This window comes from Streptomyces sp. CA-181903, from assembly GCF_050937075.1.
In the GTDB taxonomy this organism is placed as follows: domain Bacteria; phylum Actinomycetota; class Actinomycetes; order Streptomycetales; family Streptomycetaceae; genus Streptomyces.
In genome coordinates this window covers 350978-374801 of record NZ_JBNJLY010000001.1, presented here as the reverse complement: position 1 = coordinate 374801, position 23824 = coordinate 350978, and the positions used below count along the sequence as shown (strand labels likewise).

At 75.1% G+C, this 23824-nt stretch carries 19 protein-coding genes and 3 pseudogenes; 10 read left to right on the top strand and 12 right to left on the bottom strand.

The window, feature by feature from the left end; all coding sequences use genetic code 11:
* The first annotated feature begins 8 nt into the window (after window positions 1-8).
* The gene (locus ACQEVS_RS01605; RefSeq protein WP_433014058.1) at window positions 9-1190 is read left to right on the top strand and encodes a MerR family transcriptional regulator; all 1182 of its coding nucleotides are present in this window, start codon (window positions 9-11) and stop codon (window positions 1188-1190) included.
* Between the two features lie 434 nt (window positions 1191-1624).
* Here ACQEVS_RS01605 and ACQEVS_RS01600 read toward each other — a convergent pair whose 3' ends face one another.
* A complete protein-coding gene (locus ACQEVS_RS01600; RefSeq protein ID WP_433014055.1) occupies window positions 1625-3226 on the bottom strand; it encodes a uroporphyrinogen-III synthase in 1602 nt (533 codons plus the stop codon).
* A 191-nt stretch (window positions 3227-3417) separates the two neighbouring features.
* On the opposite strand from ACQEVS_RS01600, the pseudogene ACQEVS_RS01595 reads away from it, so the two are divergent.
* The 5 genes and pseudogenes from ACQEVS_RS01595 (at window position 3418) to ACQEVS_RS01575 (ending at window position 12160) form a co-directional block, all read left to right on the top strand.
* Window positions 3418-5593, top strand: a pseudogene (locus ACQEVS_RS01595) (molybdopterin oxidoreductase family protein).
* 256 nt (window positions 5594-5849) lie between these two features.
* Entirely contained in the window at window positions 5850-7145 is a 1296-nt protein-coding gene (locus ACQEVS_RS01590; RefSeq protein WP_433027177.1) for an NAD(P)/FAD-dependent oxidoreductase, read from the top strand.
* Window positions 7146-7549: 404 nt separating this feature from the next.
* A complete protein-coding gene (nirB, locus tag ACQEVS_RS01585) occupies window positions 7550-10180 on the top strand; it encodes a nitrite reductase large subunit NirB (RefSeq protein ID WP_433014052.1) in 2631 nt (876 codons plus the stop codon).
* Window positions 10177-10467: pseudogene (locus ACQEVS_RS01580) on the top strand (nitrite reductase (NAD(P)H) small subunit); the annotation flags it as partial. The gene nirB and the pseudogene ACQEVS_RS01580, both read left to right, overlap by 4 nt.
* A gap of 310 nt (window positions 10468-10777) precedes the next feature.
* Window positions 10778-12160: an MFS transporter gene (locus ACQEVS_RS01575; protein WP_433027174.1), complete on the top strand. Its 1383-nt coding sequence runs from the start codon at window positions 10778-10780 to the stop codon at window positions 12158-12160.
* Window positions 12161-12362: 202 nt separating this feature from the next.
* Here ACQEVS_RS01575 and ACQEVS_RS01570 read toward each other — a convergent pair whose 3' ends face one another.
* From ACQEVS_RS01570 to ACQEVS_RS01555, 4 genes are all read right to left on the bottom strand, one after another.
* Window positions 12363-13355, bottom strand: coding sequence for an FUSC family protein (locus tag ACQEVS_RS01570; protein WP_433027171.1), 993 nt, complete (start codon window positions 13353-13355; stop codon window positions 12363-12365).
* 11 nt (window positions 13356-13366) lie between these two features.
* Window positions 13367-14527: a hypothetical protein gene (locus ACQEVS_RS01565; protein ID WP_433014049.1), complete on the bottom strand. Its 1161-nt coding sequence runs from the start codon at window positions 14525-14527 to the stop codon at window positions 13367-13369.
* Between the two features lie 120 nt (window positions 14528-14647).
* Window positions 14648-15193, bottom strand: a complete 546-nt coding sequence (locus ACQEVS_RS01560; RefSeq protein ID WP_433014045.1) for a type 1 glutamine amidotransferase domain-containing protein — start codon at window positions 15191-15193, stop codon at window positions 14648-14650.
* A gap of 64 nt (window positions 15194-15257) precedes the next feature.
* Window positions 15258-16382 (bottom strand): Vms1/Ankzf1 family peptidyl-tRNA hydrolase, encoded by a 1125-nt coding sequence (locus tag ACQEVS_RS01555; RefSeq protein ID WP_433014042.1) that lies wholly within the window; start codon window positions 16380-16382, stop codon window positions 15258-15260.
* A gap of 418 nt (window positions 16383-16800) precedes the next feature.
* Between ACQEVS_RS01555 and ACQEVS_RS01550 the strand changes: the two are divergent.
* A pseudogene (locus tag ACQEVS_RS01550) lies at window positions 16801-17163 on the top strand (DMT family transporter); the annotation flags it as partial.
* Here ACQEVS_RS01550 and ACQEVS_RS01545 read toward each other — a convergent pair.
* A complete protein-coding gene (locus ACQEVS_RS01545; protein WP_433028166.1) occupies window positions 17046-17297 on the bottom strand; it encodes a hypothetical protein in 252 nt (83 codons plus the stop codon). The pseudogene ACQEVS_RS01550 and the gene ACQEVS_RS01545 overlap by 118 nt on opposite strands.
* A gap of 47 nt (window positions 17298-17344) precedes the next feature.
* Between ACQEVS_RS01545 and ACQEVS_RS01540 the strand changes: the two genes are divergently transcribed.
* Complete coding sequence (locus ACQEVS_RS01540) at window positions 17345-17809, top strand: EamA family transporter (RefSeq protein WP_433027168.1); 465 nt, start codon at window positions 17345-17347, stop codon at window positions 17807-17809.
* A gap of 191 nt (window positions 17810-18000) precedes the next feature.
* On the opposite strand, the gene ACQEVS_RS01535 is transcribed toward ACQEVS_RS01540, so the two are convergent.
* The 4 genes from ACQEVS_RS01535 to ACQEVS_RS01520 form a co-directional block, all read right to left on the bottom strand.
* The gene (locus ACQEVS_RS01535) at window positions 18001-18549 is read right to left on the bottom strand and encodes a hypothetical protein (protein ID WP_433028163.1); all 549 of its coding nucleotides are present in this window, start codon (window positions 18547-18549) and stop codon (window positions 18001-18003) included.
* A 74-nt stretch (window positions 18550-18623) separates the two neighbouring features.
* Entirely contained in the window at window positions 18624-19187 is a 564-nt protein-coding gene (locus ACQEVS_RS01530; protein WP_433014039.1) for a hypothetical protein, read from the bottom strand.
* 222 nt (window positions 19188-19409) lie between these two features.
* Window positions 19410-19967, bottom strand: a complete 558-nt coding sequence (locus ACQEVS_RS01525) for an NUDIX hydrolase (protein WP_433014037.1) — start codon at window positions 19965-19967, stop codon at window positions 19410-19412.
* 74 nt (window positions 19968-20041) lie between these two features.
* The gene (locus ACQEVS_RS01520; RefSeq protein ID WP_433014034.1) at window positions 20042-20926 is read right to left on the bottom strand and encodes a LysR family transcriptional regulator; all 885 of its coding nucleotides are present in this window, start codon (window positions 20924-20926) and stop codon (window positions 20042-20044) included.
* A gap of 146 nt (window positions 20927-21072) precedes the next feature.
* Here ACQEVS_RS01520 and ACQEVS_RS01515 point away from each other — a divergent pair, with 146 nt between their 5' ends.
* Together ACQEVS_RS01515 and ACQEVS_RS01510 are read left to right on the top strand one after the other, a co-directional pair.
* Window positions 21073-21855 carry an alpha/beta fold hydrolase gene (locus ACQEVS_RS01515; protein ID WP_433014031.1) on the top strand — a complete coding sequence of 261 codons (783 nt, stop codon included), beginning with the start codon at window positions 21073-21075 and terminating at the stop codon, window positions 21853-21855.
* Window positions 21856-21918: 63 nt separating this feature from the next.
* A complete protein-coding gene (locus ACQEVS_RS01510; RefSeq protein WP_433014028.1) occupies window positions 21919-22758 on the top strand; it encodes an alpha/beta fold hydrolase in 840 nt (279 codons plus the stop codon).
* Window positions 22759-22769: 11 nt separating this feature from the next.
* On the opposite strand, the gene ACQEVS_RS01505 is transcribed toward ACQEVS_RS01510, so the two are convergent.
* Window positions 22770-23144: a hypothetical protein gene (locus ACQEVS_RS01505; protein ID WP_398265732.1), complete on the bottom strand. Its 375-nt coding sequence runs from the start codon at window positions 23142-23144 to the stop codon at window positions 22770-22772.
* 80 nt (window positions 23145-23224) lie between these two features.
* Entirely contained in the window at window positions 23225-23620 is a 396-nt protein-coding gene (locus ACQEVS_RS01500; RefSeq protein WP_051072525.1) for a roadblock/LC7 domain-containing protein, read from the bottom strand.
* Window positions 23621-23824: the final 204 nt, after the last annotated feature.

The following is a 23824-nucleotide window of genomic DNA, read 5'->3' as shown; positions in this document are numbered from 1 at the left end:
GGCCGGTCATGGGACTGCTGACCATCGGGGCGTTCGCCAGGGCGTCCCGGCTCTCGCCGAAGGCGCTCCGCCTGTACGACGACCTCGGCCTGCTGCCCCCGGCCCGCGTCGACCCGGCCACCGGCTACCGCCTTTACGAACCCGGCCAGCTCGAACGGGCCCGGCTCGTGGCGTGGCTGCGGCGCGTCGGCATGCCACTCGCCCGGATCCGACGGGTGTGCGAACTCCACGACACGGCGCCACCCGCGGCGGCCGAGGAGGTCCGCGCCTTCTGGTCCGAGTCCGAGACGGCGTTCGCCGCCCGGCGCGAACTCGCCGCCTTCCTCGTCGACCACCTCACGTGGAAGGACCATCCCACCATGACGACGCCCGGCAGCCCGTCCCTCCGTATCCGCTGCGCGGCCCTCTCCGACACCGGATCCGTCCGGACCCACAACCAGGACACCGCCTACGCCGGCCCCCGCCTCCTCGCCGTCGCGGACGGGTACGGCGAGCACGGCGAACGGGCGGGGGCGGCGGCGGTCGAGGCGCTGAAGGGGTTCGCGGACCCTGGCGTCGGTGACCTGCTCAACGCCCTTCAGGAGGTGGTCGAACGGGCGGACCGGGCGGTGCGCGAAGTCGCGGCGCCGGGCGGGGCGGTGGGCGGGACGGTGGCGGACGCGTCTGCCGCCTCCGGTGCTTCCGGTGCTCCTGATGCTTCCGGCACTTCCGGTGCTTCTGGTACTTCCGGTGCTTCTGGTACCTCCGGTACGACACTGACGGCGCTGCTCTTGACCGGCTCCCGTATGGCCCTCGTCCACATCGGAGACTCCCGCGCCTACCTGCTGCGCGGAGGCGAGTTCTTCCAGATCACCCACGACCACACGCTCGTCGGCGCGATGGTCGAACAGGGGGCCCTCACCCCCGAGGAGGCCGCCTCCCACCCGCAACGGGCGTTGCTGCTCAGGGCGCTGGGCGCGGGCGAACGGGCCGTCGCCGACGTCCGCTTGCGCGAGGTACGGGCGGGTGACCGGTACCTGCTGTGCTCCGACGGCCTCTCGGCGGTCGTCCCGGACGCGGCGGTACGACGCGTGGCCACCACCGACGGGGATCCGGAACGGACGGTTCACGAACTGGTCGCCCTGGCGCTCGCGTCGGGTGCTCCGGACAACGTGAGCTGCGTGGTCGCGGACGTCCACGAGGAATGCTGACCGGGTCGTGGGAGCTGGTTCGGCGACGTGCCGTCATACCGCCGCCGAACCACCCCTGAACAGGCACAACCTCCCCTCCCGAGGGGCACTCCGCACCGCGTAGGGTTGGCGGAATGACGACCCATCCCTTCGATGCCGCCGTGACCGCCCTGAGCCGGAACGCCTGGCTGCCCACGAGTGAAGAGGTGGCCTTGGGCAAGGATTTCTTCCACCGCCGCGAAGGGCTCCAGCGGCGCCTGCTGCCCGGCATGCCCGCCTGCCCCGATCCGCAGGGCTGGGTGACCGAGCACGTGCTGTGGCTGGAGGACGTCGTCGGCATCATCGACACCCTCCTCGCCGCCTGGCGCGGCTACCTCCAGGAGAGCCACATGATCGCCCTCCTGGAGGCGTACGCCCATCAGGCCCGTCCGGCTGTTCCTTATGCCGCCGATTTGCTACGCGCTTGGGAGGCCGAGGCTTTCGAGTCGTGCTCGGTGGAAGAGGCCGGGTGGTGGGAGGAGTGGCACATTCCGGATACGGAGCGGCAGGCGCTTGACGCGCTGAATCACCAGTTGATTCGGATTGGCGCGATGCTGGTCACGGCGGTGGAGCGGGGGGCTGCGGCTGTTTGATTTGGGGCTTTCGGGCCTTATGTCGCGTTCTATGGAAGTGGGTAAGAACGGGGGTGGGTCCGGGTAGAGTGCCAGGTCTGGGTCTGTGGTCCCCGCGCGTGCGGGGGTGGTCCCAAGGTCGGGGTGCTGGACTCCGATGCCCAGGTGTGGTCCCCGCGCATGCGGGGGTGGTCCCCAGGTCTCCAGATCCGCGTAGACCGGCTTCGGGTGGTCCCCGCGCACGCGGGGCTCACCCCCTACTCCTCCTACCCCCAACCCCCGCCCCCACCAACCGATACCCCCTCTTGGTAACCGTCCCCACCACACCTCCATAAGCCCCCAACGCCCCCGCAGCCTCCCCACCGTCGCCTCCAACGCGCGCAGCGCGTGCTGCTGTTGCTCGGCCTCCCGGCCGAGCACGCCGCCGCCCACCGGAGGCCACAGCCGTCGCACCAGTTCCGCGCGGCTGAGTACGGCACCCGGGCGTTCCGCCAAAGCGGCGAGTAGTGCGGCAGGCAAGGGCGGGAGGCGGAGGAGAGCGTCGCCGGTGAGGACGGCCGTGCCCTGGATGGTCAGGGGGCCTGCCGGGGTGGAGAGTTCGCGGCGGTGGCGGCGGGGGAGTTCGTCGGTGAGGAGGCGGACGAGGGAGCCGAGGCGGCCACGGTCGGGCCAGGCGCAGGGGACTCCGGCCGTCAGGAGAGGGCGGGCGCACAGGGGGCCTATGCAGGCCGCCAGGACGTCCTGGCGGAGGGCGGTCAGGACGTCGTTCCGTCCAGGGCCCGCCGCGGCCAGGAACGCCTCGATCGCCGGTGCGCTCGTGAACGGCAGCGCGTGGATCTCCCCACGTACCGTCCGGGCGACGAGCCGGCGTACGGCGTCGGGATCCTCGGGCGGGCCCCAGCGGTATACGGGGAGTACGGTCACGGCCGCGCCCCGGGCGCGCAGCGCGTCGGTGAAGCCGGCGGTCGGAGCGCCGTGTTCCTGGACGACGACGTGGCGTCCGCGCAGGTCGCGGTCGAGCAGCCAGGCGAGGAGCGCGTCCATGGTCTCGGACTCCGGCGCGTGGTCCTCGCGCAGTCCGCAGGCGCGCAGCGCCCCCGTCGTCTTCGAGCCGCGGCTGAGGACGGCGGCCTCCCGGCAGGCGGCGAGGAGGGCGTCGGCGAGGCCCCAGCCCTCGGCGGCGCTCATCCAGCCGCGCCAGCCGACGCCCGTGGTGGCCACCACGTAGTCGACCTGGCGGGCGAGGCACGCCTCGGTGGCGGCGCGGAGCAGCGCGTCGTCGGCGAGCGGCACCATGCGCAGGGCGGGGGCGACGGTCACCGAGGCGCCGCGGCGGAGCAGGAGGGCGGCGAGTTCGTCGCGGCGCCGGTCCGCGGTGACCCCCACGGTGAGGCCCGTCAACGGCCCGATCGTCTCACCGGGCGCTCCCGGCACGGCTGTTCCCATGGACCGAGGCTCGCCGACGGGGATTAAGCCGTCATTTCACCATAGTCACGGGGGCGTAAGGACCGTGCATGCATTCGTACAAGAACGTGTCGGCGAACGCACATCGGGTAGCGCCCGGGGTGTGTGCGACGTGAGCGCATGGCAACACGGATGTTTCACCGTGGTAACGAGGGCGGATGACGCTAACCGGCATGACCCCAGCAGCACAGCCGGCCGACACCCATTGCCCGTACTGCTCCCTGCAGTGCGGCATGCGGCTGCGCCGTATCGTTTCCGCAGAGGCTCCGGGCGCAAAGCCTCCCGGCGCAGAGTCACCCGGCACGGAGCCGGACGCGCCCGCCGTCGCGGTGGAGGAGCGGCCCGACTTCCCCGTCAACCGCGGAGCGCTGTGCGGCAAGGGCCGTTCGGCCGCGGCCGTGCTCGCGCCCGGCGTCCGGCTGACCGCGCCGCTGGTCCGCGACGACCGCACCGGCCGGCTGCGGGAGGCCGGTTGGGACGAGGCGCTGGACCGGGCCGCCGAAGGACTCGCGGACGCCGCCGCGCGGTACGGACGCGACGCGGCGGGCGTGTTCGGCGGCGGCGGGCTCACCAACGAGAAGGCGTACCTGCTGGGCAAGTTCGCCCGGGTCGCGCTGCGCACGGCCAACATCGACTACAACGGCCGGTTCTGCATGTCGTCCGCCGCCGCGGCCCAGCGGGCCGCGTTCGGCATCGACCGCGGGCTGCCCTTCCCCCTCGCGGACATCTCCCGCACCGGCTGCCTCATCCTGGTCGGCGGCAACCCCGCCGACACCATGCCGCCCGCCATGCGCTACTTCCAGGCCCAACAGGCGTCCGGCGGCAAGCTGGTGGTCGTCGACCCGCGCCGCACCCGGACAGCCGAGACCGCCGACCTGCACCTGCGCCCGGCCCCGGGCACGGACCTCGCGCTCGCCCTCGGCCTGCTCCACCTCGTCGTCGCGGAGGGGCGGGTGGACGAGGAGTTCGTGGCCGCCCGGACCACCGGCTGGGAGGAGGCCCGAGCGGCCGTCATGGCGCACTGGCCGGAACGGGTCGAGCGCATCACCGGAGTCCCGGTGGCCGCCATGCGCCGGGCCGTGGAACTGTTCTGCGACGCGCCCACCGGCATGGTCCTCACCGCACGCGGCGGAGAACAGCACAGCAAGGGCGTGGACACCGTCGGCGCGTGGATCAACCTGTGCCTGGCGACGGGCCGGGCCGGCCGCCCGCACAGCGGCTACGGCTGTCTGACCGGGCAGGGCAACGGCCAGGGAGGCCGCGAACACGGGCAGAAGGCCGACCAGTTGCCCGGCTACCGGTCCATCACCGACCCGGCGGCCCGCGCGCACGTCGCCGCCGTATGGGGAGTCGACCCCGACACCCTCCCGGGGCCGGGCCGCTCCGCGTACGAACTCCTCGACACGCTCGGCACCGACGGCGGCGTACGCGCCCTGCTGCTCATGGGCTCCAACCCGGTCGTCTCCGCCCCGCACGCCTCCCACGTCACGGAGCGGCTGCGTGCCCTCGACTGCCTCGTCGTCTGCGACGTCGTCCGGTCCGAGACCGCCGAGCTTGCCGACGTCGTCCTGCCGACCGCCCAATGGGCCGAGGAGACCGGCACCATGACCAACCTGGAAGGCCGGGTGATCCTCCGCAGCCCGGCCCTCGCCCCGCCCCCGGCGTCCGGACCGACCTCGACGTCCTGCACGGGCTCGCCGAACGCCTCGGCGTCGAGAAGGGGTTCCCCACGGAGGCCGAGGAAGCCTTCGAGGAACTGCGGGAGGCGTCCGCCGGCGGCCAGGCCGACTACTCCGGCATCGACTACGCCCGCATCCGGGCCGAGGACGGCGTCTTCTGGCCCTGCCCCCGCGCCGACGTCGGACGGCCCCACCACCCGGGGACCCCGAGGCTGTTCCTCGACCGCTTCGCCACCCCGGACGGCCGCGCCCGCTTCGCCGACGTCTCCCACCGGCCGGCGGCCGAGGAACCGGACGCCGACTACCCGCTGCGCCTCACGACCGGGCGCGTCCTCGCGCACTACCAGAGCGGCGCCCAGACGCGCCGCACCCCGGAGCTCGACCGGGCGGCGCCGGGCCCCTTCGTCGAGATCCACCCACGGCTGGCGGCCCGGCTGGGCGTCGCCGACGGCGCCCCGCTGACGGTCACCAGCCGGCGGGGAGCGTCACCGCCCCCGCCGTGGTCACCGACCGGATCCGGCCCGACACCGTCTTCATGCCCTTCCACTGGCCCGGCCCCGGCCGCGCCAACACCCTCACCAACCCCGCCCTCGACCCGGTCTCCCGCATGCCGGAGTTCAAGGTGTGCGCGGTACGGGTGGAGGCGGCGGAGCGGGAGGTGGCGCAGTGAACGAGGTCATGGCGGGCGCGCGTGGGACGGGTGGGGTCGCCGGAGCTTCCCCGGTGTCCGCCGACCGGCCGGGCCCGGCTGTACGGTCCGCGGGCGCGGCCGGCGTCCCGCCGGCGCCGGATGCCCGGACCGGGACGTTACCCGTGAGGCAGCCGTCGGCGGATGTGACGTCGGCCGGAGGCACGGTGGGCCCACGGCCGACGGGGACGCCCGGACGGGAGTCAGGCCCCCCGCGCGCCACCGAGGATGGCTCCGGATCGGCGGACGGGCCCGGCGCTCCACCCCTCCCGGGATCCGCCGTACGGCGGTCGCCGCGCCCCCGGGCCCCCACCGCGTCGCCGTCGTCGGGGCGGGAATGGCCGCCGCCCGGTTCGCGCGGCAGCTGCTCGCGCTCGCACCGGAGGGGAGCGCGCGGGTGACGTTGTACGGCGCGGAGCCGTACGCGCCGTACAACCGCACCCTCCTCACCGGCCTGCTGCGCGGCCGGTACGCGTCCGGCGCCATCGCCCTGCCCACCGGCGGGGCGGCCGTCCGCACCGGCACCGAGGTCGTCGCGATCGCCCCCGGGCCGCGCACCCTGCGCACGGCCGGCGGGGAGACCGCCGCGTACGACACCCTCGTCCTGGCCACCGGCGCCGAGCCCGTCGTCCCGGACCTGCCCGGCCTGCGCACCGCCGCCGGGGCGCTCCGGGACGGGATCCACCCGTTGCGCACGCTCGGCGACCGCGCCAGGATCGCGGCGGGCGTCCGGAGCGGCGGGACGGCCGTCGTCGTCGGCGGGGGAGTCCTCGGCGTCGGCGCGGCGCAGGCGCTCGCCGGGTCGGGGGCCGCGGTCCATCTGGTACATGATCAGGCCCACTTGATGAACTGTCACCTCGACGCGGGCGGTGCCGCCGTCGTGCGCCGTACCCTCGCCTCGCTCGGCGTCGTCGTGCACCACGAGCCGGGCACCCTCACGGCGCTCGGCGACGACGGCCCGGTCGCCGGGGTGCGGTTGTCGGACGGGACGTCGATCGACGCCCGGACCGTCGTCCTCACCTGCGGCGTACGTCCCCGGACGGAACTCGCCCGGGCCGCCGGCCTCGCCGTGGCCACGGGCGTCGTCGTGGACGACACCCTCACCACGTCCGTGCCGCACGTGTACGCGATCGGCGACTGCGCCGAGCACCGGAACGTCGTGCACGGCCGGGCCGAAGCCGCCTGGGAACAGGCCGACGCACTGGCCGACGCCCTGGCCGCGGAACTGTCCGGAACCCCGACGAACGCCGGTCCTTCCATCTCTCCGGGCCGCCTCCTCCGGCTTGGCGGTGGGCCGGTGGAGGTGGCCGCGTTCGGCGACTCCACGGCCTCGGGCGACGACACCGATGTCGTCACCCTGGCCGACGCGACGCGCGGCACCTACCGGAAGCTGGTGCTGCGCGGGGGCGTGCCCGTCGGCGCGATCCTCGTCGGGGATCTGGCGACCGTGGGTGAGGTGGGGGACGCCGTGGCACGCGGCGAGCCCGTGGCGGGGGACGCCCTGGACCTGCTCGTGGGGGAGGGCTGCCCATGAGGCCGCGCCACGACGGCCGGGCGGCTCCCCGCCGGCACCCGCCACCGCGCGGGCGGGGCCGCGCCTTCCCCGCCACACCGGCCGGACGTCCGTCCTCCCCGCCGATGGCGCCGGGGCCCTCGACATCACAGGCCGGGCGCGAGCCCACTCCACGCCGCCCCGGTTCATCCGTTCGTCCTGACAATGGCGCCGGGGCTCCCTCGACATCCCAAGTCATCCGGGGGCGCCGGGCGTGAGCCCGCCGTGCACCGCCCTGTCACACCAGTGAGCCTTCCTCCCCGCCGACGACGCCGGGGCCCCGCAGTCACCCCGTGCACCCAGGGTGCGAGCCCGACGCAGCGTCCCGCGCCGCGTCGCGCCGCCTCCGTGCGCCCGCTGACGATCCCGAAAGGCGGACCGACCGCATGACCACCCTCAGCACCCCGCCCCACCGCACCCCGCCCCACCTCGTGCTCGTCGGCCACGGCATGGTCGGCCAGCGCTTCCTGGAAGCGTTCGTCCGGCGCGCCGACGGGCTCGGTGCCGGCGCCCCGCGCGTCACCGTCCTCGCCGAGGAGCCGCGGCCCGCGTACGACCGCGTCCGGCTCACCTCGTTCCTCTCCGGTGTCTCGGAGGAGGAACTGTCGCTCTGGCCGGAGGAGTTCGCGCGGCGCCCCGGTATCGGGCTGCATCTCGACGACCCCGTCACGGCCGTCGACCGTGCCGCCCGCGAGGTCACCACCCGCTCGGGTGCGGTGTACGCGTACGACACCCTCGTCCTGGCCACCGGATCGCGCCCCTTCGTCCCGCCCGTCACCGGTCAGGACACCCCGGGCTGCTTCGTCTACCGCACCCTCGACGACCTGGAGGCCCTCCGCGCCCGCGCCGAGGGCGTGCGTACCGGGCTCGTCGTCGGTGGCGGGCTGCTCGGTCTTGAGGCGGCGGGGGCGCTGCGGGCCCTGGGGCTGGAGACGCATGTCGTCGAGTTCACGCCCCGGTTGATGGCCGCGCAGGTGGACGACGGCGGTGGCGCCGCCCTGCGCCGCAAGGTCGAGGAGCTGGGCGTCGTCGTGCACACCGGCGTCGGCGCCCGTGCCGTCGAGGCCGGGCCGGACGGGACCGTCGGCAGCGTGACGCTCTCGGACGGCACGGTCGTCCCGTGCGGGCTCGTCGTGTTCTCCGCCGGGGTCCGGCCCCGCGACGAACTCGCCCGCGCCTGCGGCCTGCCCGTCGGCGAGCGCGGCGGCATCGTCGTCGACGACGGCTGCCGCACCGCCGACCCCCGCGTCTGGGCCGTCGGCGAGTGCGCCCTGACCCCCGACGGCCGGGTGCACGGGCTGGTCGCCCCGGGCTACGCGATGGCCGAGGCCGCCGCCGACCGGATCACGGGCGGCGACGGCAGCTTCACCGGCGCCGAACCCGCCGCCCGCCTCAAACTCCTCGGCGTCGCCGTCGCCAGCTTCGGCGACGCCCACGCCACCGGCGACGACGCCCTGGAGGTGAGCTACGCCAACAGCCGCGAAGGCGTGTACAAGAAGCTCGTCGTCGCCCCCGACGGCCGGCTGCTCGGCGGCGTCCTCGTCGGTGACACGGACGCCTACGACGTGCTCCGGCCGCTCGCGGAGGCGGGCACCCCGCTCACCACCGCGCCGGAACGGCTCCTGCTGCCGGCCTCCGCGGCGGGCGCGGCGGCACCCGGCCCGGAGAGCCTCCCGGACAGCACGATCGTCTGCTCCTGCCACAACGTCACCAAGGGCTGCATCCGTGCCGCCGTCACCGAGCACGGCTGCGCGGACGTCCGCGCGGTCCAGCGGCACACCCACGCCGGCACCGGCTGCGGCTCCTGCGTCTCCATGGTGACCAAGCTCGTCGAGGGCGCGACCACGCCCGCCGGCGCCACTCCCGCCCTCAAGGGCCTCTGCGAACACTTCACCCACACCCGGGCCGAACTCTTCGACATCATCAGCGTCACCGGCATCACCACCTTCTCCCGCCTCATCGACGAACACGGGAGCGCTGCCCACGGCAGCGACGGTTGCGACACCTGCAAACCCGTCGTCGCCTCCATCCTCGCCACCCTCAACCCCCGCCTCGGCAACTCCGTCCACATCCTCGACGGCGAACAGGCCGCCCTCCAGGACACCAACGACCACTTCCTCGCCAACCTCCAGCGCAACGGCTCCTACTCCGTCGTCCCCCGCGTCCCGGCCGGCGAGATCACCCCAGAGAAGCTCATCGTCATCGGCGAGGTCGCCCGCGACTTCGGCCTCTACACGAAGATCACCGGCGGGCAGCGCATCGACCTGCTCGGCGCCACCGTCGACCAGCTCCCGCACATCTGGCGGCGGCTCGTCGACGCCGGCTTCGAGTCCGGACACGCCTACGGCAAGGCCCTGCGCACGGTGAAGTCCTGCGTCGGCTCGGTCTGGTGCCGCTACGGCGTCCAGGACTCCGTCGCGCTCGCCGTCGAACTCGAACTCCGCTACCGCGGCCTGCGCTCCCCGCACAAGCTCAAGGCCGCCGTCAGCGGCTGCGCCCGCGAGTGCGCCGAGGCCCGCGGCAAGGACTTCGGCGTCATCGCCACCGCCGCCGGCTGGAACCTCTACATCGGCGGCAACGGCGGGACGACCCCCCGCCACGCCGAACTCCTCCTCGCCGACGCCGACCGCGACACCCTCGTCCGCACCCTCGACCGCTTCCTGATGTTCTACATCCGCACCGCCGACCGGCTGGAGCGCACCGCCCCCTGGATCGCGCGGATGGAAGGCGGACTCGACCGGCTGCGGTCCGTCGTCGTCGACGACTCCCTCGGCATCTGCGCCGACCTCGACGCCCTGATGGACCGGCACGTCGCCACCTACGAGGACGAGTGGCGCGCCACCCTCGACGACCCCGAACGGCTGCGCCGCTTCGTCTCGTTCGTCAACGCGCCCGGCACCCCCGACCCGGCCGTCCGCTTCGAGGGCGAACCGGGACGGATCCGCCCGGCCGCCCCGCCCGTCCTCCCCGTCCCGAGCGTCCCGGCCAGCCCGGCTGTCGCGGCGGTGGCCCGATGACCGCCCGCCGCGCCGCCGTCGAGGTCGACACCGGCGCCGGCTGGACCCCCGTCTGCTCCTACGACGACCTGATCCCCGGGCGCGGGGTCGCCGCGCTCGTCGGCGGGCACCAGGTGGCGGTCTTCCGGGACCGCGCCGGACGGCTCTACGCCGTCGGCAACCGGGACCCGTTCAGCGGGGCGTACGTGGTCTCCCGCGGCCTCCTCGGGAGCCGCGACGGGACGCCCGTCGTCGTCGAGCCCATGTACCACCGCGCCTTCGACCTGCGCTCGGGCGTCTGCCCCGACGAGCCCGAGGCACCCGGCGGCGCTCCCGCCACGCTGCCCGTGTGGCCGGTGCGCCTCGCGGGCGCGTCCGAGGAGGGCACGGCCGGCGGGCCCGGCGACGCCGGCCGCCGCGCCGTTGCCTCCGAGGCCGCCGGCTGTCGCTCGGGCGCTGCCGAGGACCCCGGACGACGGGCAGGCGCTCCCGAGGCCGCCGGTCGGCGCCCCGCAGGCGCTCCCGGCGGCCCCGACCGCCTCGCCGCCGCGACCACCGCCCCGCCCGCCGACCGCTCGTCCGCCCCGCCCGGGAGCACCCGTGAACCCCGCCAGCCCCATCACCCCCGCCACCCCCGCCGCCGAACGGGCCCCCGGACCATCCGCCGTCCCCGCATCCCGCCGCCGGCGGCGCGTCGAGGACTGGCGGCCCGAGGACCCGGCGTTCTGGGCGGCCGGGGGTGCCCGGACCGCCCGGCGCAACCTCGTCCTCTCCGTCCTCTGCGAGCACATCGGCTTCTCGGTGTGGAGCCTGTGGTCCGTCCTCGTCCTCTTCCTCGGCCCCGAGTACGGCATCGACCCGGCCGGGAAGTTCCTGCTCACGGCCGTGCCCACACTCGTCGGCGGCGCGCTGCGGCTGCCGTACACCGTCGCCGTGGGCGTGTTCGGCGGCCGGACCTGGACGGTGATCAGCGCCGCCGCCCTGCTCGTCCCCACGGCGCTCGCCGCCGCCGTCCTCGAACCGGGCGTCTCCTACTCGACGTTGGTGCTGGTGGCCGCCGTCGCGGGCGTCGGGGGCGGCAACTTCGCCTCGTCGATGGCCAACATCAACGCGTTCTACCCCCAGCGCCTCAAGGGCCGCGCCCTGGGCGTCAACGCCGGCGGCGGCAACCTCGGCGTCCCCGCCGTGCAGTTGCTCGGCCTCCTGGTGCTGGGCACGGCGGGCGCGGGGCACCCCCGGCTGATCGTCCTCGTCTACATCCCGCTCATCGTGCTGGCCGCCCTCGCCGCCGCCCTGCGCATGGACGACCTCGACGTCCCCCGCCCGGCCGGCCGGCCGCTGCGCGAGGTGGCTCGGCACGGGCACACCTGGATCGTGTCCCTGCTCTACATCGGGACGTTCGGCTCGTTCATCGGCTTCGGCTTCGCCTTCGGGCAGGTGCTCCTCGTCCAGTTCCCGGACGACTTCCCGACCCCCGTCCGGGCGGCCTCCCTCACCTTCCTGGGGCCGCTGCTGGGCTCCCTGGTCCGGCCCCTGGGCGGTGTCCTGGCCGACCGGTGGGGCGGGGCACGCGTCACGTTCTGGACGTTCGCCGCCATGGCGGGCAGCACCGCCCTCGTCGTCGCGGCCTCGCGGGAGCAGTCGCTGCCGCTGTTCCTGACCGGGTTCGTGCTCCTCTTCTGCCTCAGCGGACTCGGCAACGGCTCGACCTACAAGATGATTCCCGCGCTGCACCGCGCCGCCGCTCGCCGCCGGGTGGCGGAGGGTGCGGACCAGGAGGCGGCTTACCGGCTGGCGCACCGGCACGCCAACGCCGCCATGGGTGTCATCGGTGCGGTCGGGGCGCTCGGTGGCGTTCTGATCAACGTCGCGTTCCGGCAGGCGTTCCAGAGCGGGGGGAGTGGCGAACCGGCGTATCTGGCGTTTCTGGGGTGGTACGTGGTGTGTTTGGTGGTCACGTGGGGGGTGTATCTGCGGCGGCGGGGGGCCGATCGGGTGTGAGGTGCCCCGGGCCCGCCCTTTCACCGTTTCTTGCGGGGGCTGCGCCCCCGCACCCCCGAAACCGCGCTCCGCGCGGTTGTCCTCAAGCGCCGGACGGGCTTATTTTCAGCCCGTCCGGCGCTTGAGGACGAGCGGCGAAGCCGCGAAAGGGGGTCTGGGGCGCAGCCCCAGGAAACGGCGAAAGGGAGGGACCGGGGCACCCTCACCCGCGAGCCGCGCCGGCGTCCCGCACCACCCCCGCCAGCCACGCCTCCGCGTCGGCGACCAGCAGGACGTCGGCCACCCGGGCCGACGACGCGTGGCCGGCCGCCCACCGCAGAGCGCCCGACGCCTCGGCGGCCGGCGTACCGCCGGCGTCCCCGGGGGCCCGCCCCGAGCGGAGGGCCTCCGCCGCCGCCAGGCACCCCGCCGCCGCCACCCCGCCAGCCCGGCCAACTCCTCGCCGGCGGCGCCCGGCAGCGGCGGGCGGTCGCCGTCCCGGCGCCGGGCGAGCATCATGGCGCCGCCGCCGACCGCCGCGTACCCGGGCAGCATGAACGCCTCCCAGGGCGGGTCCCGGCCGTCCCGCGAGGCGGCCTCCATGTGGTACTGGAGGTAGGTCCCCTGCGCAAGGAACAAGGCCCGCCGCGCCGCCTCCAGTTCCTCCGCGCCCCCGTCGCCCGGGTGGACGAGCCGGGCGGTGACGGCCGGGCACGCCGCGGCGGCCCGGGTCAGGAACTGGGCGATGTCGTGCCGCAGTTGTCCGGCCGCGCCCCGGGCCAGGCGAGCAGGCTCGCCACCGCGCCGATCCCCCGCCGATCAGGACGGTGAGGAGCCGGACGGCGGGCAGGTCCCAGTCGGGCGGCGCCACCTGGCCGAAGATCAGCACGAGGGCGACCGTCACCACTCCCTGCGTCCACGCGGGGCCGAGCACCGGGCCGACGGTCAGGCCCACCAGCAGGAAGACGGGGGTGAAGGCCGCGTAGAAGGCGGTCGTGCCGTCCGCGGCGAGCAGCATCCCGGTGGCGAGGACGCCGCCGACGACCGTGCCGACGACGCCGGGCACCAGCGCGGCCCGGGTGTCGGCCGCGGAGGTGCGCATCAGGCTGAGGATCGCCAGCAGCACCCAGAAGCCGTGCGGCAGTTCCAGGACGCCGACCAGGAGCCGGGCGCAGGCCAGGGCCAGGGAGAGCCGGAGGGCGTTCCGGAACAGCACGGACCTCGGGGTCAGGCGTACGGCCAGCCGGTGCCACCACCACGCGGCGGTGCTGACGCCGGCGTACGCGAAGGGGGTGCCGGGGTAGTCCCAGGCGGCGGAGAGCCGCCCGCCGGCCGCGAGGCGCCCCGCCTCGGCCGCCACGAGGGTCCCTTCCGCCACCCGGCGGACCACGGCGTCCCGGCGCAGCCGTCCGGGCGTGGCCTGGGGGAGCCCCCGGGCCCGCTCCGCGTCGAAGGCGGCCAGCACGGCCGGTAGGGCGTCCTCGCCCCCGGGTCCCGGACGTCCGCGCGCAGCGACGAGGCGGTGCGCCGCAGGGATTCCGCGCAGTGCCGCAGCAGCCCGGGCGCGCCGGGCACGGGTCCGCCGGGGTCGTCGACGACGCCGTCCAGGAGGTCGCGGACGTGCCGCACGGCGGCGCGGGTGTGGGCGAGGGCCCGGTCGCCGGGCGTGGCGGTGGTGGGGCGTTCGGCCGGCGGCACCTGGGACAGCAGTGTCGCCGTCAGGGCCCGGTGGGCCGCCTCCCGCGCGTCCCGGACGTCCTCGGCCCCGTCGTCGCCCGCCAGGAGCCGGCCGACGGCGGCGCAGTAGCCGGCCGTGGCCTCGGCGGCGGCCGCGAGCGGCGTGCGGTACGGGACGGTCGGCGGGTCGCGCCACAGCAGCCGGTCCACGAGGGCGGTGAGCAGGATGCCGACGGTGAGGCCGGCCAGGCGGGCGGGCAGGGCGTCCGGCGCGTAGGGCGGGAAGCAGGGGAGCACGTAGTAGAGCTGGAAGGCGGGCGCCGGGCCGGCCGTCCGCGGGCCCCCGTTCGCGAGCAGGGAGACGGCGAAGCCCACCACCAGCATCCCCAGCGCCGCCGACCAGTCGCGGACGGCGAGCAGGGTACCGGCGGTGACCAGCGCCCAGCCGACGGGCAGCGTCAGCAGCAGGGTCCCGGTCCGCCGCGGGGGTGGTCCCGGGACCGAGGAGAAGAGGATCAGGGGCAGTGCGCCGAACATGGCGAACAGCGCCATGTCGCGCCGGCCGAAGGCGTAGGCGAACGTGTAGAACCCCGCGCAGCCGGCGACGGTCAGCCAGGTGGCGCGGCGCAGCGCCTCCGGTGCGCCCGGGGCGCGCAGGAGCCGGCGGAGCGGTCCGTCCGTACCGGCCCGGGGATCCGGTGTGCCGATCACAGTGCCACCGTAGGAGCACCGCTCCCGCTCGCAACTCGGCCGGCGGCCGCCCGCGCCCTGTCATGACGGGCGGGGTGCCGCCGGCCCACGCGGCCGGGCGTTCCGGCCGGGCTGTCGCGGTCAGGCGTTCGCGGTGTTGCGGAACTCCTTCACGAACGCCGAGCAGAAGGCCGGCAGGTCGCCCGGCTTCCGGCTGGTGATCAGGGTGTTGGGGCCGCCGGTGCACACCTTCACCTGCTCGTCCACCCAGGTGCCGCCCGCGTTGCGGATGTCGGTACGCAGGCTGGGCCACGAGGTGAGGGTCCGGTCGCGCAGCACGTCGGCCTCCACCAGCGTCCACGGGGCGTGGCAGATCGCGGCGACCGGCTTGCCCGCCTCGAAGAAGGACTTGACGAAGGCGACGGCGCCCTCGTGCATCCGCAGCGCGTCCGGATTGGCCACGCCGCCGGGGAGCACCAGGCCGTCGTACTCCTGGACGGACACCTGGTCCACCACGTCGTCGACGGGGAAGGTGTCGGCCTTGTCGAGGTGGTGGAACGCCTGCACGCTGCCCGCCTCGGTGGAGACGAGGCGCGGGGTGCCGCCGGCGTTCAGGACCGCCTGCCACGGGTCGGTCAGCTCGACCTGCTCGATGCCTTCGGGGGCCACGAGAAATGCCACCTTCATGCGGTGTTCTCCTTGTCCTGCTCGTCTGGATCGGCTGTCTCGACGGTCACCGCGGTGACGGCCGTCACGGGTAGCGGCAGATGCCTCCCGTGCCCTGCGCCGGGGTCCGGGCCTCGCCCGGCTCCAGCACCCGTACGTCGGCGCCGGTCAGCAGGGCCGCCCGGACCGCCACGTCGGCGAGGCGCCCCTCGTGCGGCTCCCCGCCGCCGTCCGGCGGCAGGTCGTCGCGGCGCTCGGCGAGCTCGGCCGGCGATTCGCCGAACCAGGCGGTCCGCTGGTCCCGCGGGTCGCCGGTGACCGTCAGGGTTCCCACCCGGCCGACGGCGAGTGCGTCGAGCGTGGCGCGAACCCCTTCGACCGCGTGCCCACCGGGCGCGAGCTCATGCTCCAGGGTGCGCAGCAGTTCCGCGGTCCGGGCGTGCCCGGCCCGGGCCACCTCGGTCTCGGTGCGGGACGTCCGCACCGCCGTCGAGCCGTCGGCCGACCGGCTGCCGCTGATGTGCCCGACGGTGACGTCCCGGCGGACCCGCGCGGGCAGGTGCTTGGTCAGGTACTGCCGGGCCCGGACGTCGCCCGCGACCAGCAGCAGGGACGCCGACACCTCGGCGAGCGCCTCCTCCACGGCCTCGGCGACGACCTTCGCGTTCCGCTCCCAGGAGTCCTCGGCGCGGTGCTGGAAGCGCATGTTCGGCAGGCCCGAGGTGCGCAGGATCTCGTCGTCGGTCCCCTGGACCGTGCGCCGCCGGGGCTCGGTGCCGCCCTCGGCGTGGACGAGCAGGTCGGCGCCGGTGCGGTCGACGACGGCGACGACGTGCGCGGGGTGCTCCTGCCGCCACTCCAGCAGCGGCAACAGGTGCGGTACGGCGGCGAATTCGGCGACGTCGCCGTGGTGGCCGCCGGGCAGTCCGGCGGCGTGGCGCACCTCGCCGTGCGAGGCGAAGAGGGCGAGGACGCCGGTGCCCGGCAGCGCGTCCATGACGTGGGCCGTGAGCGCGTCGACGGTGGCGGCGTCGGCGCCCTCGCGGGCGAGCCGGGCGGCCAGTTCGCGCCAGCGGGCCCCGGCCTCCTCCGCCCGCTCCGGGCGTGCTTCGAGGTCGAAATAGACCGAGGCGAACGGGCCCGGCGCGGCCAGCAGCTCGCGCAGGGTCCCGGTGCCGGTCCGGGTGGCATCCCGAGTGGCCATAGCCATGTGGACTCCTCCTCCCGGGGCGGTTTGCGCCCACTCATCCAGCTGAGCAGATGGGGCACAACGGCGCACGCCGGGGCGCGAGGCCGGGAGCCACACCCCGGCCGTCCGGTTACAGCTCGTGACGGAACGAATGCTCTCTGGAATCATGGGAGTTGAGCGGGCCGAGGGAGGGTCGGCGCCCCGAGGAGGGGAGGGCGTCCGGCGCGACCTCGGCCCCCTTGTCGTGCCCGCGCGCGGTCGTTCCCCGACGCCATCCCAAAGGAAGTCTTGGGTTCCATAACGGAATTCATTATTCGACTTATGGATGGAATGCCGCTAGCGTCGAAAGCGGCCCGGAAACCGGCGAACAACCGCTTCCCACGGCCCCTCCGCACACATCCCTTCCTGCACATCCCCTACCGATGGGCGGTGACCTCCCATGGCGGCCGAGCGCCGAACGACGTCCCCCTGGACGTTCATGGCCGCGACGGCGATCCTCTGGGGGTCCGCCTTCCCCGCGATCCGCATCGCCCTCGACGGCTACTCCCCGACGTCCATCGCCATCCTGCGCCTCCTCTGCGCCGCGGCGATCCTCGTCCCCTGCGCGCTCACCGGCCGCATCAGCCGGCTCCGCCGGGCGGACGCCCTGCGCATGGCGGGCTTCGGCCTCACCGGCATGACCGCCTACCAACTGCTGCTGTACGCGGGCGAACGGCACGTCGAGGGCGGCACCGCCGCCATGCTGGTGGCCACCTCGCCCGTCTTCGCCACGCTCCTCGGCATGCTCGTCCTCAAGGAACGGCCCGGCGCCCGGGGCGTCGTCGGCCTGCTGGTGGCGCTGGGCGGAGCCCTCCTCGTCGCCATGGCCGGCGGCGCGGGCGGCGGTTCGCACACCGCCATGGCGATGATCGTCGTCGCCGCGGCCGCGCAGGCCACCTCGTTCGTCCTCCAGAAGCCGCTGCTGCGCCGCTACTCGGGCTGGACTGCATCTTCTACGGCAGCGTCTTCGGCCTGCTGCCGCTGCTGTTCGCGGTCCCCGACGCCGTACGGCAGTCGGCCGCGGTCGGCTGGCGGCAGGGGCGGCCGTCGGCTGGCTCGGCCTCGGCTGCACCGTCCTCGCCTTCTGCACCTGGTCGCGCGTCCTCCGCGCCGCGACGGCGGCCACCAGCTCGCTGGTGCTCTACGCCGTGCCCGTCGCGGCCCTGGCCCTGGACGCCGCCCTGTTCGGCAACGTCCCCGCGCCGCTGGCCGGCGTCGGCGGCCTGATCGTGCTGCTCGGCGTGGCCGTCGCCGCGACGCGGCGCACGAAGTCCCGGCGCGTGGCCGGCTCCGGCACGCGGTCCGGCGCCGCGCGGTCTTCCGGCACCACCGCGTCATCCGGCGGCACGCCGCCGTCCGCCGCCGGCGAACGGACGCACGGCCGCCGCAGGGTGACCGCCGGTCGCTGAGGACAGGCGGGCTGCCGCGAGGGCCGGGGCGGCCACGAAGAGCGAGCCCCGGCCTCCGGACTTCGGCGCTCCGCCGGGACCGACGCAGCCCGGATCCCCGTCAATCCCACCCGCTCAGGCGGCCCTTGGGGTACGTCGTCCCTGACGCGCCGTCGGCCGCGGACCTCTCCCCGGTGTCGCGGGAGGGTGCCTCACCACTCGATGACGATGGCTCCCGCGCCGCCCTTCCCGCCGTCGTGACCAGGTGCTCCGGGGCGGCCGTCGGCACCGTCGGCGCCTCCCGCGAATTCACCACCTCGCCCGCCGGACCCTCCGCGCCCGCCCGGGCCGCCGTCACCGCCGTCGCCGCCGCTCCCCGCCGTGACCGAAGCCTGGTGGACACCGGCCCCGGCGCGCCCCTTGTGCCCCGGGGCGCGCGCCTCACCACCCGCTCCGTGTTCCGTTCCGTTGCCGTGGGCGCCCACGTTGCGCCAGCCGCCCGGGGCGGAGCCGGACCCGGGCAGTCCGGCCGGCCCGTCCTGCCGCCGGAGCAGGTCGCCGACGCATGTGACCTGTGTCTGACCGGCACCCGCCGGGCCGCCCGCCGCCGGGCCGTTGAGCGGGGCGCGCTTCCCCGGCGTGCCTCCCCGGAAGGCCGACAAGCCGCCCTCGCCACCGTTGCCCAGGGCCCCGGCCTGTCCGCCCGTGCCCGCGTGGCCGCCGGCCGCCCTGACCAGTTCCTTGCGGCCCTTGCCCCACACGAAGGTGTCGCCTCCGTCGTCCCCGCGCCGCCCGTCTTCGCCGGGGGCGCCGTCGTCACCGTTGCCGCCGGCGCTTACCGGTCCGCTTCCCCCGCGCCGCCCCTGCCGTACCCGCCGCGGTTGCCCGTCCTCCGGCCCTTTCCTCCGGCCCGGCCGCCGCCACCGACGCGAAAGTAGAACGACTCCTGATCGGGGCCGAAGACGACGCGGCACTTGACGAAGCTCCCCGCGCCGCCGCCTCCGCCGGCGCCGCCGCCACTGGCGCCGGACGCCCCGCCGCCGCCACCGCCGTAGGAGACCTTGGCGGACGAGCCCTTGCGCGCGCCGCCGCCTCCGCCACCACCCCCTCCGCCCCCGCCTCCCGCGCCGCCCCCTCCGCCGCCGCCCCCGCCCCACAGCGTGAAGGTGAAGGTCCTGGTCTCCTTGGGGATGGGGACGATCTGAGCCTGGACCGTGGTGAAGACGCGCCTGCCGTGGGCGGACGGCAGGGCATGGGCGGCAGGGGTCTGGAGCGTGCCGGACGCCAGACCGCCGAGAGCGAGGCCGGTGACCAGGAGAGCGGGAAGGCGGGCCGCTCCGCCCGGGGTCCTCGCCCCGTCGGGACGGAACGCGGGGCCGCTCGGCGTACGGCGGACCATGAAGGCTCCTCGGTGTTCGTCAGGGGGTGGGCGCGGCCTGTTCTCCGTGCCGCACGGCCGGTGTGTGATCCGGCCGTGACCCCGGTGCGATCATCCAACGAATCGGAGTGGGAGCCGGTCACGCTCCGTACGAGACACCATGCGGAACGGGCCGCAGTGCTCCCCGGCGCTCCCGACCGTGGAGGTCGGTAAGACGCCCCGAGTCGGGCCCCCGCCCGGGCGTCAGCCCTCCAGCAACGGCCGTACCCGGGACAGCGTCTCGCGCACGTTCTCCTCGGCGACCGACTCCAGCGCCTCGTCGACGGCCGCCCAGCGCAGCTCCGCGCCCGGATGCTCGGGGCGGACCGCCTCCGGTGTCCCGGTCGCCAGGACGAATCGCAGGTCGGCGTGTTCGTGTGCCGGCTCGCGGTCGGAGGCGGGCACCGGCACCACCACGACGTGCGCCAACTCCCCGTCCGGCCAGGGCGTCAGGTCCGTCAGCGCCGTCTCCTCCCGGCCCTCGCGCGCCACCACGGCCAGCGGGTCGGTCTCCCCGGGATCGCCGTGCCCGCCCACCAGCAGCCAGGAACCGAGACGCGGGTGCCGGCGGAGCAGCACCCGGCGGCTCTCCGGGTGGACGATCACCGCCGTCGCGGTGAGGTGCAGGGGCAGGACGCGCTGCCAGGGGTCGCCACCGGCGGCGAGCAGGGCGCGCACCCGCCCGACGTCGGCGCGCTCCCGGTCGTCGGCGGGGCGGTGGCGGTTCAGCAGGTCAGGGACGGACGCGGAGGATGTGATCATGTGCCGCATCCTAGGGAGCGGCCGGCCGCGGCCCAACGCAATTAACCGGACCGGCACTTCCGCCCGGGGCGGGCTCAGGCCGCGGCGCCGTGGCACGCCTCGATCAGCGCCCGCAGCTCCGCCCGCGGCGGGTCGGGGCGCACCGCCAGGTACGCCCGCATGACCGGCGCGGGGGCGCGCAGCCGCCGGAAGACCACACCGGGCACCGGCAGTTGGTCGGCGTGCGGCGCGTAGAAGACCGTCCAGGACGGTTTTCCGTATCCGATGGACGCCAGGGTGTCCTGGGCGGTGGTGAACTCCGGGCCGAAGTCGGGGACGAAGCCCGCCTCCTCGCACGAGCGCAGGATCAGGTCGTACAGCGCGGGGTTGCGCTCGCGGCCCGACAGCCGCAGCGGGAGCCCGGCCAGCTCGGCCATGTCGATCGTGTCGCGCACCGCCAGGTCGTGCCGGGCGGGCAGCGCGACCATGACGTCGTCCTCCCACAGCGGCAGCAACTCCAGCCCGGGGACCGGCCGGTCGCCGCGCAGCAGGGTCGCGTCCAGCTCGCCGGAGCGGACGCGCCGCAGCCGGTCGTCCGTGGCGGCGGTGATCAGTTCGAGCTGGGCCGAGGGGGCGAGCCGGGCGAAGCCGTCGAGGATCGCCTCCAGCCGGGCTCCCAGTCCCGCGCTGGTGCCGAGCCGCAGGGTGGCCGCGCGCTCGGTGCGCAGTTCGTCGACGGCCGCCCGGGCCCGCTCCCGCGCGGCCAGCACCTCGCGGGCGTGCGGCAGCAGGCGGCGTCCGGCCTCGGTCAGTCCGACGGCCCGCGTCGTCCGGTCGAACAGCGGCATCCCCAGCTCCCGTTCCAGCCGGCGCACCTGCTGGCTCACGGCCGACTGCACGATGTGCAGCCGCTCGGCGGCCCGCCCGAAGTGCAGTTCCTCCGCCACCGCCAGGAAGTACTCCAGCTGTCTGATCTCCATGCCCGCCCGCCCCCACCTGCACCGATCTCGATTCGTGATGAGTGTAGGCGCACTTCGCGCCTTGGTCGCGGGCGGGTCTCGCGATGGAGTGGGGACATCGACGGACCGGCGGCAGAGCCGGTCCGACCGCCCGGGAGGAGCCCGCCATGCCGTACGCGAACGTCAACGGCACCACGCTGTACTACGAGGACGAGGGCACCGGACCGGCCCTGCTGTTCCTGCACGGCTGGGGCACCAGCGGACGGGTGTGGGGCGCCCAGCTCCCCGCGTTCGTCCCGGACCACCGCGTCGTCACCGTCGACTGGCGCGGCTGCGGCCGGTCGGACCGGCCCGCCGCGGGCAACGACATCGACGGCGTGGTCCGCGACACCGTCGAACTGATCGGCACCCTGGGGCTGGACCGGCCCGTGGTCGTCGGCTCGTCCATCGGCGCCGTCTTCGCCCTCGAACTGGCCCTGCGGCACCCCGGACTGGTCGCCGGGGCGGTCTCGGTGGACGGATCCGCCCACTGGCCGACGCTCGAGCCGTTGCCCACGGACCTCCTCCACGGCCTGCGCGAGGACCGGGCGGGCACCGTGGCCGGCTGGGTCCCCGGCTGGTTCGGGCCGGACGCCTCGCCGGTGCTGGCCGACTGGACGATCCGCCAGATCCTGGACTCGGGCGTCTTCATCGACGGGCAGTTCGACCGGGCCCTCGCCTACGACCCGCGCCCGGCGCTGCCGGAACTGCGCGTGCCGGTCCACTACATCCACGGCGAGCTCAGCCACATCCCCGTCGCGGTCTCCCGGGAGTGCGCCGGGCTGACCCCCGGCGCCGAGGTCCGCGTCATCGCCGGCGCCGGCCACATGGCGCACCAGGAGCGGCCCGCCGCCTTCAACGAGGCGCTGCGGGGCCTGCTCGCCGGCATCCGGGACGGCGTCCCCGCGTAACGGGCCGCCGCCCCATCCCCTGCACGCTTCACGCTTCACGCTTCACACGAGAAACGGACATCCATGCCCACCACCACCGCCACCCTCTCCCACGGCGAAGCCACCGTCGCCTACGACCGCACCGGGTCCGGTCCCGGGCTGGTCCTCGTCCACGGCACGGGCGCGACCAAGGAACAGTGGCAGCCCCTGACCGGGGCCGTCGCCGACCGCTTCACGGTCGTGGCGCCCGACCTCTCCGGGTCCGGCGCCACCACCGACCACGGCAGCCCCCTGACCGTCACCGACCTCGCCGACGAGGTCCTCGCCGCCGCCGACGACGCCGGGCTCGACACCTTCCACCTGGCCGGCCACTCGCTCGGCGCCGTCGTGGCCGCGCACCTCGCCGCGACGCACCCCGGCCGCGTCCGCTCGCTGGCGCTGCACGCCGCGTGGGTGCGCACGGACTCCCGAATGGCCGCGGAGTTCCGCTACTGGCTCGCCCTGCTGCGCGCCGACGCCCTGCACGGCACGGACCTGTTCGTCCGGATGCTGCCGCTGATGGCCTTCGGCCCGCGGTACTGGGAGCACACCGACGAGACCTCCTACGAGGCCCTGGTCGGCGCGCTCTCCGGGGCGATCGCCTCCGGCGCCGACCGGCAGACCGAGGTCGATCTGACGGTCGACCTGGGCCCGCTGCTGGGCCGCATCACCGCGCCCACCCTGGTACTGGCCAGCGCGCACGACCGGATCATCGACGCGGGCCAGCAGCAGGCGCTGCTGTCCGGCATCGCGGACAGCCGGTACGCGGAGATCGACGCCGGGCACGGCGCGCCCGCGGAGGACCCCGAGGGCTTCGCCGCGAAGCTCGCGGCCTTCCTCGACGAGCGTGCGTCCGCCGAGCGGCAGCCCGCGGGCCTCCGCTGACCGCCGGCCGCTCAGACCTCCAGGTCGCTCTCTATGCGCTTGAGCTGGTGGCGGGCCATCGCCAGATTGGCCCGCTTGGCGTCCAGCACGAGGTAGAGGAAGAGGCCGTTGCCCCCGCGCCCGGTGAGCAGCCGTATCAGGTGGTACTGGGTGCCGAGGGTGATGAGGATGTCCTCGATGCGGTCTTGGAGGTTCAGCATCTCCATGGCGCGCAGTTTGGCCCGGACGACGTCGGTGTTGGCCGCCGCGGCCACATTGAGGTCGATCGACTGGTTGCCGCCCAGGGTGCCGAGCGCCATGCCGCTGCCGTAGTCGACGAGTGCGACGCCGATGGCCCCCTCGATGGAGTTCATCGCGTCCTTGAGTGCCATTTCGGTGTTGGCCATGAGAGTTCCGCTTTCGGTGTCGGTAAGGGATGCGGGGGCGCTTCTCGGGCGCCTGCGCCGCGGGTCGTCGGGACGCGCCGCTACGGCTGCCGCTGCCGCTGCAGGGCACCGTCGATCAGGGCGCCGAGGCGGGGGCAGGCCCGGCGGGCCTCGATGTTGAGCCGGCCGACGTTCGCGTCGGCGGTGGCCAGCAGCGTCAGGACGCTGGCGGTGCCCGCCGCGTAGGTGGCCACGTAGCCGAACTCGCCGTTGACCAGCAGCTCGCGGAAGCCGCCGTGGCCCACGGCGTCCGTCAGCCGGGCTCCCACGCCCAGCGCCGCGGCGGTCAGCGCGGCCACCCCGTCGGGTTCCGCGTTGGCGAGCAGGTGGGCGATCACCAGGCCGTCCGTGCTCGCCACCATCGCACCGGTCAGATACGGAACCCTGACCCGTAACTCCTGTAACTCCGCGAGCACTTCGGGTGGTGCGGCGGTCATCGACTGCCTCCTTCCGGCGAACTGCCTCAAGGCGCGCCTCATGATGGATTCGGTGGAGTCGGGCGGGTGCACGGCACGGTCACACAATCCTCTCCCGCCCTCGGGCGATTACCGGTGGCGTGTCCGTTGCGACGGAAGGTATGCGAAAGGAGCGAGGCGGCGGGAGGGTTTCGGCATTTTCCCCCGTCACTTTCCTCTGAGGCA